Below are 4,671 nucleotides of genomic sequence, written 5' to 3'. Positions count from 1 at the left end.
GCACTTCCTCCTTGATGTTTTTTCTTAAAGTTAGGATACTTAGTACGACCAGCAAAGAAGTTAGTAAAAGCTGTTTGTAAATGTCTTAACCCTTGTTGTAAAGGTACACAACTAACTTCATTGAGAAAGTCTAATTCTTCTTGCTTTTTCCAATCGGTTAGCATTGAAGAAGTTTCAGCATATGCTACTCTTTCTTGCTTTTCGTACCATGCTTTTGTTCTGAGATGGAGAGCTTTATTGTCAACTAATCTTACACAGCCCAAAGTGCGCCGCAATAGCGACTCTTGTTCGGGTGTGGGGTAAAATCGGTAAGAATAGGCTTTTTCCATGTCTCACATTCTGGCATATATCGTGTAAATGCGCTAGTATTTAACAGTAAAGCCGTCGTAGAACGACGGGGTTTCAGACCCAAAATTTTCGATGAACATAACTAGGCGAGAATTGATCCAGCAGACAGGTTGGGGGTTGCTGACTTTGGCGATTAGTCAAGGGACAGTTAACCGTCATTTGGCTGCTCTCGCCGCCCCTAATCCCCGAAAATTGGCTCTTTTAGTCGGTATTGACCAGTATGGGGCGAATATTCCGCCGCTGCCCGGTTGTCTTACCGATGTGGAGTTACAAAAAGACCTTCTCCGTTATCGTTTTGGCTTTCAGGATGCTGATATAGTGACTTTAACGGGACAAAAAGCCAGTCGAGAAGCGATCGAATTGGCTTTTTTAGAACACCTGATCGCCCAAGCTAAAACGGGGGATGTAGTAATTTTTCACTTTAGCGGTTATGGCAGTGTTGGGGCCCGAAAAGAGGTTTTTATTGCTGCTGATGGGGCAGAAAATGCTCTAATTAAGGAAAATATTTTGCTTTTGGCTCGCTGTCTAGCTACGGATAAGTTTAGCTTGATTTTTGATAGTAGTCATCTTCCCCAAAATCGTCCCTATCTCGGTAATCTCCGCGTTCGCTCCTATTCTAGAACCATTAGTGACCTTAACCCCGCCGAGTTAACTTTCGCTGCCGATATTAAAACCCGTTTTAACCTCAAAAATAAGCCTAGTAACGGCGTTATTCTCGCTGCCGCTAAACCAGAGCAAATCGCCCTGGAATTGAGCGGTAATAGCCCCAATGCCGGCTTATTTACCTATGATCTCACTCAGTATCTCTGGCAAGTTTCCCCCAGTCCGACAATCGCGATCGCTTTTCCCCGTCTCCGCAATCTCGTCGCTAGTCACAGCAGTGAACAACAGCAACCGGCAATCCTAACCAGTAATCAAAAAAATAATTCTGCGGCGCTTTATCATACAAATCCAGAAAAGTCAAGGGGTGGGGCGGCAATTGTTACAAATCTTATTGACGAGCGCACCCTAGAAGTCAATCTGGTCGGCCTGCCCTTAGAAATCCTAGAAAATTACGGAATTAACTCCTGTTTGAGCTTTATTGAGGCGACCGGGGAGGAAATCAGCCTACAAATTCTCTCCCGTCAGGGTTTAAAAGCCAAAGCCCAGTTATTATCACCAACCGCCTCCCTAGAAATAGGACAGATTCTAGAGGAAAAATTGCGGGTTTTTCCGAGTCAAATCGGCTTAATCGTCGGTTTGGATAATAACTTAACCCGGATTGAACGGGTAGATGCCACCAGTACCTTTGCCAGTTTGCCCGATGTGGCCGCCGTGGTTAACATTGGCGAACAAGCGGTAGATTGTCTCTTAAGTCGAGTTGATAGCGAAGAAACTGGCAATTATCAGTTATTATCTCCCAATGGCTCCCTAATTATCGGTAGTTTAGGGGCGGTCAACGAAGCAATTAAATCGGGAATCAAACGACTGCAATCGCAACTAGAAACCCTGCTGGCCTGCAAATTGTGGCACTTGTTGATCAATCAAGAATCCTCCGGTTTAGCCGTCATTGTCACCCTGGAAAGCATTGATAAAATCTATATCTCCCGTCTGCAAACGAAAAAAGCCGTCAATAATAGCAAGGCCAACGATAACGCTAACAATGACTTAATTCTGCCCGTCGGTACGGAAATTCGCTATCAAATTGAGAATCAAGAAGAACAACCCCTCTACGCACTGATCCTTGTCCTCAACAGCGATCGCCAACCGCTTTTATACTGTTCCTGTTCAGAAACCCCCGATAATTTCACCAATTCCAGCCCATTGGCCCCCTTTGTCGTGGCGGCCAAAAGCAAGGCCACCATCCCCAATGACCGCCAAGGGCATTGGAAAATTAGTCAACCCAAGGGCATCAGAGAAAATCTACTGATCCTCAGTCGCCATCCTTTCCCAAAAACCTTTACAATCCTTAATGCTACTCAAAACGTCAAAGGAGAAGCCACCCAACTGCTCACCCTGACCAACCCCCTAGAAATAGCCAGAGCATTCGGTCGCGATCTAAAATTAGATTTAGGTCTAAAAATGGATAGTTCTGGCAGTGTAATTGATGAATACGCCTTTGATCTAGGAACTTGGTCAGGTTTCCGGTTTATTTATCAAGTTATGGACTAAATCGATAGAAAATTCTTATGGAATCCTTGAAAAGAAAAGGTTAAAATCCTAAAACAGCTACCCCTAAATTTCCCGATGAATCTTCTGCCCCGGACCACCCAAAGCCGCCTCAAAAAAATCCCACAAATTCCCAGTGTTTGGGAAGGAGATCGTCGTGCTTTATCCTTATCCGAGAGAATGCCCCGGGCCACCTTAGAACCAAATCAAGAAAGCGGCGGCGAGTGCGTGATCTGGGTGGATGGTAGCGAGGGCTGTGTACGCGCTATGGAAGTAGTTTCCCCCGAAACCGGGCCTGAGGCCATGGTGAGAACCTTAATCCGCGCCATCGAAACACCACAAAGTCCCGCCCGGCCAGCCAGACCGAAAAAAATTATCGTCCGCGATCGAGAAACACAGTTTTTTCTGCGCGGGGTACTGCAAGATCTCGATATCACCATCGATTATGTCCCCAGTTTGCCCCTGATCGATGATCTCTTTCGTGGATTCGACGAATTCCAAAATAACCGCCCCCCGGCAATTCCTCCCACTTGGCAGTCCGCTTTAGTGAAAACCGCTCACGAAATTTGGAAAGCTGAACCCTGGTCCTGTTTAGCTGATTACGATATTTTGGAAATTAAGCTCGATCGACCCGATTTCCCGAATCTTTACGCCTGTGTCATGGGAATGCTCGGTCGGGAATACGGAGTCATTCTCTATCGTTCCCTAGAATCCCTCAAACAATTCCGGCAGTCCGCTTTGGCAGAAAAATCGATGGAAAGATTAGAAAAGGCCTTTCTTTCCCAAGATTGCTGGTTTTTAAGCTACGAATTGGCCGATGATGATGAGGACGATGATGAGGATGACTACGATCTAGCCTCGGCTGCCCCCTCCCAAATCCATCCAGTTTTCGGCAGCGTGCATCCCTACGAAGGTATTCGCCCCTATTTAGATGAAGAAGAAGCAATCACGGTATATTTAGCTTTAATGGCTCTGTTGCGCTTTTTTAAAGGCAATCAATCCGCTTTATCCGAAGAACCGATCGGAGAATTACAGCGTCGTTTTCGCATTCCCCTCGATCCCGAACAGGCAAAAGGGGAAACCTTGGCGGTGACGGTGGCCACGATGCCCGATCTATGTGCGGAATTTATGCAACTCTTGGAGGAGGATGACGACGAGGATGAGGATGATGAGGAAGAATCCGTACTCAAGGAGGATTTAGTTCCTGATAATGCACATCTCAGTCTGGGAATGGTTCCCTGGCAATTATTAGATAAAATTCGCAGTCGTCCAAAAATCCATTATCAACCCCAATCCGTACCGACAAAAGGAGAGGGTTTCCCCGTGGTGATGATCCAGACCTCCCGACCGAAAGCCAAGGAAATTATCGAAAAAATCGAACAAGCTGGCGGTTTGGCGGCTATTGGTTTTAACCCGGGCGAAGATCCCCTCGAAGATACCCGTTATGATCTGGGGATTCTGAAAATGGCTAACGGTGATCTCTATCTATTTGGGGAATTTGAGGAAGACGATCCCGACCACCGTAACGCGCGCCGCAATTGGCAAAAACGCATCAAAAATACCGAGGGTTATTGTGGTTTGATTATTGCCATGGGCGTAACCGGTTCCTCCTGCGGTAATCCCCAATTAAACGATATGTTGGCTCTCTATGAGGCAACATCGATCAATAGTAAAGATTTAGACTTGGGAGTTTTGACTCTTATGCCTCACTTCGGTTAATTTGAACGGGCAGCGGCGGCTTTTTTTCAGTAATCAGTAATCAGTAATCAGTAATCAGTGATCAGTAAACAGTAATCAGTAGACCTCTTGTAAAAATCAAAAATTGTTGTTAGGGTTAGGAGTCAGTAGCCAGTAGTCAGTAGTCATCGAAAATTTTGGGTCTGAAACCCCGTCGTTCTACGACGGCTTTACTGTTAAATACTAGCGCATTTACACGATATATGCTAGAATGTAAGACATGGAGAAAGCCTATTGGTTCCGATTTTACCCCACACCAGAACAAGAGTCGCTATTGCGGCACACTTTGGGCTGTGTAAGATTAGTTTACAATAAGGCACTCCATCTCAGAACACAAGCATGGTACGAAAAGCAAGAAAGAGTAGGCTACGCTCAAACTTCTTCAATGCTAACCGATTGGAAAAAGCAAGAAGAATTAGACTTTCTCAATGAAGTAAG

At 45.6% G+C, this 4,671-nt stretch carries 4 protein-coding genes; 3 read left to right on the top strand and 1 reads right to left on the bottom strand.

From position 1 onward, the window contains the following. Positions 1–329 (bottom strand): RNA-guided endonuclease InsQ/TnpB family protein (locus EWV84_RS10760; RefSeq protein ID WP_287078000.1); only part of this gene is annotated, 329 nt, incomplete at its 3' end. 91 nt (positions 330–420) lie between these two features. Between EWV84_RS10760 and EWV84_RS10755 the strand changes: the two genes are divergently transcribed. The 3 genes from EWV84_RS10755 to EWV84_RS10745 form a co-directional block, all read left to right on the top strand. Further along, positions 421–2,499, top strand: a complete 2,079-nt coding sequence (locus tag EWV84_RS10755) for a caspase family protein (RefSeq protein ID WP_287077999.1) — start codon at positions 421–423, stop codon at positions 2,497–2,499. 75 nt (positions 2,500–2,574) lie between these two features. Then, entirely contained in the window at positions 2,575–4,215 is a 1,641-nt protein-coding gene (locus tag EWV84_RS10750; RefSeq protein WP_287077998.1) for a DUF6930 domain-containing protein, read from the top strand. 238 nt (positions 4,216–4,453) lie between these two features. Further along, positions 4,454–4,671, top strand: a 218-nt coding sequence (locus EWV84_RS10745; RefSeq protein WP_287077997.1) for a helix-turn-helix domain-containing protein, incomplete at its 3' end; no start/stop codon positions are given.

This window comes from Microcystis sp. M_QC_C_20170808_M3Col, assembly GCF_007095505.1.
In the GTDB taxonomy this organism is placed as follows: domain Bacteria; phylum Cyanobacteriota; class Cyanobacteriia; order Cyanobacteriales; family Microcystaceae; genus Microcystis.
Note: the sequence above shows the minus strand (reverse complement) of the source record. Positions and strands in the feature narration are given on the sequence as shown.

What these genes read in the sequence shown, in the direction of transcription:
- EWV84_RS10750 (WP_287077998.1), top strand. Translation starts at nt 2,575, where the DNA reads ATGAATCTTCTGCCCCGGACCACCCAAAGCCGCCTCAAAAAAATCCCA.
- EWV84_RS10755 (WP_287077999.1), top strand. Translation starts at nt 421, where the DNA reads ATGAACATAACTAGGCGAGAATTGATCCAGCAGACAGGTTGGGGGTTG.